This window comes from Salegentibacter sp., assembly GCF_041642575.1.
Classification (GTDB): domain Bacteria; phylum Bacteroidota; class Bacteroidia; order Flavobacteriales; family Flavobacteriaceae; genus Salegentibacter.
The window spans coordinates 1-3,011 of the sequence record NZ_JBEPWD010000160.1; the positions used below are offsets into that span (position 1 = coordinate 1).

A 3,011-nucleotide genomic window follows, 5' to 3' on the forward strand; every position below is an offset into this window, starting at 1 on the left:
ATTACCCTGGAACTTACTTCCGATGTTAACTCTCCGTTTGCCTATATAGACAGGGATATGATGGATAAGGTTTTTTTTAACCTACTCTCTAATGCCTTTAGGTTTACACCGAAAAACGGAAATATTTCTATCAATATTTCTGAAACCGAAAAGCTTATTGAGATTTCTATTAAAGATTCAGGCATGGGTATCCCAAAAGAGGAATATCAGCGCATCTTTGATCCTTTTACCCAAGCTACAAATAATGCGAAAGTAAGTTCAGGACTTGGTCTTTATATCACTAAGCAGTTTGTGGAACTGCATAAAGGGCATATTGGTGTCACTTCCCGTCAAGGGGCTGAATTCAAGGTGTCCCTGCAAAAAGGTAAGGAGCACCTGGCCGAATATCAGGTTTCTGAAGAGGAATTACCAATAAAATCAGATCATTCAGATGTGATTCCCATTGAGGAAGTTGAAAAATTGGAATTTCCGGTCCCGGCAGAGGACGAGAACAAAGAATGTCTCTTGATTATTGAAGATAATCATGATCTCTCCCAGCTTCTTTACAAAAAATTCTATCCTTTTTACCGGGTATTTCTTTCTGATGGTACCGACGGAATTGAACAAGCCCTGGAAATAATTCCCGATGTGATAATCTGCGATTTGAATTTACCGGAAAAATCCGGTTTTGAAATATGCCAGGAACTTAAAAACGATTTACGTACGTCTCACATTCCAACGCTTATTTTAACGGCGCTGAGCGACGAAGAATCACGCTTAAAAGCTCTCAAATCAGGGGCCGACATGTATATTACCAAACCTTTTAATTTTGAAGTGCTGGAGCAATCAATTATTTCAGTGCTATATAACCGGGAAAAATTGCGGTATTACTACACTAATAAAATCGATGAAGTTAAAGACGAAGAATTCAACACCTCAGAACAGAATTTCCTTAAAGATTTGAATTCATTGATCGAAAAGAATCTGGCGCAACCCAATTTTACCGTAGAAGATCTCGCACAGCAACTTCACATTTCCCGGGTTCAGCTTTACCGAAAAGTCAAGGCCATATTAGGGATAAGCATTAGTGAATACATCAATTCTCAAAAACTGGCTAAGGCTAAAAGCCTGCTTCAGGATTCCAATCTGAATATATCTGAAATTGCCTACCAGTTGGGCTATTCTTCTCCCGGATATTTCTCCACCTCGTTCAAGAATAAATACGGCGTTTCTCCAAAACAATTCAGAAGTTAAGAAAATGTTACTTCTCATCTTTTAATTCTCTTGAAATAAGGTAACAGAAACGTAAAATTTGTATCAAATTCATAACTATAACGTTATCGTAGAATTTTATTTTTACTTTTAATTAGCTATATTACAGTTGATTAGCCCTTGCTTCACTCCCCCTTAACAATATTGTAACTTTTTGAATAGATCTTAGAATTTACCGGGTCATTTTAAATATACTTTAGTAATCACGATAATAAATTGAGATATGAACAAGATATTTGCCTGGTCGATAAGTGCAGCTTTAGCCGGCTTTTTATTCGGATTTGATACGGTGGTGATTTCCGGGGCCGATAAACAACTTCAGGCACTTTGGGGGACCTCCGATGCTTTTCACGGCTCGGTAGTAATGGCTATGGCCTTATGGGGAACTGTGGTAGGAGCAATTTTTGGCGGGATTCCCACCAATAAATTCGGAAGAAAAAATACCCTTTTAATAATAGGTGTACTTTATTTTATTTCGGCACTTGGTTCGGCGCTTGCTAACGATCCTATTACTTTTGCTGCTTTGCGTTTTATTGGTGGTTTAGGGGTTGGTGCGTCTACTATTGCAGCTCCCACTTATATTTCTGAAATAGCGCCGGCAAAACACCGGGGAAGGCTGGTTTCTATGTACCAGTTCAATATTGTTTTAGGAATTTTAATCGCTTTTCTTTCTAACTATTTACTAAGAAATACCGGCACGGAACCATGGCGATGGATGGTGGGAATTGAAGCAGTTCCTGCTTTTATTTACTTTCTTTTTGTGTTGTTTATTCCGAAAAGCCCCAGGTGGCTTATTTCGAAATCAAAAAATTCCGAAGCAGCTGATATTCTACAGACTATAAATCCGGAAACAGATCTGGAAACGAAAATGCAGGAAATCAAGCAGCAGTCTGAAGCTGAAGTTTCGGGGGAGAATATCTTTATGAAAAAATACCGTTTTCCGCTCATCCTGGCATTTCTGGTGGCATTTTTCAACCAGCTTTCCGGGATAAACGCTTTCCTGTATTATGCACCAAGAATTTTTGAAGAAGCCGGCCTTGGGGCTAGTACAGCCTTGTTAAGCAGTATTGGGATAGGCGTGGTGAATTTGCTGTTTACCTTATTGGGAGTTTTCTTAATCGATAGATTAGGTAGGAAGCAACTAATGTTTATCGGCTCGATTGGCTATATCATTTCTCTGTCGCTTGTGGCAGCCGCGTTTTTCCTTAATTGGGGCGGGCTATGGGTACCTATATTCCTCTTCCTCTTTATTGCGGCTCACGCTATTGGGCAGGGCGCGGTGATCTGGGTATTTATTTCTGAAATATTTCCGAATCATTTACGGGCATCAGGACAGGCTTTCGGCTCTTCAACACATTGGGTGCTGGCGGCCATAATCCCGTCGCTTATTCCATTCTTGTTTTCCACTATTGGAGCGGGCTACGTATTTGCCTTCTTCGCTTTTATGATGGTGCTGCAGCTTCTTTTTGTGATCTTCATGATGCCAGAAACCAAGGGTAAATCCCTGGAAGAATTAAGCGCAGAATTAGCCCTAAAAGATAACGGAGAACTTTCATATAAAAATAATTAATCAAACCAGAAGTCATGAAATATATTTATCAAACTTTAGTTTTCTTTTTTCTGGGAGGTATGCTCTTCACGTCTTGTAAGGATCGTGAAACAGAAGAGTCTCCTTCAGAAAATGATACCGTAGTGCAGGCCGACGAAGATTTTCGCCCGGACTTTCACTTCACACCAAAATCCGGATGGATGAATGACCC

General features: G+C 39.8%; 2 protein-coding genes. Both read left to right on the forward strand.

The features are described from left to right. Nucleotides 1-1,233 (forward strand): ATP-binding protein (locus ACESK1_RS12785; RefSeq protein ID WP_372920565.1); only part of this gene is annotated, 1,233 nt, incomplete at its 5' end. A 241-nt stretch (nt 1,234-1,474) separates the two neighbouring features. Continuing rightward, entirely contained in the window at nt 1,475-2,821 is a 1,347-nt protein-coding gene (locus ACESK1_RS12790; RefSeq protein WP_372920566.1) for a sugar porter family MFS transporter, read from the forward strand. Nucleotides 2,822-3,011 lie beyond the last annotated feature (190 nt).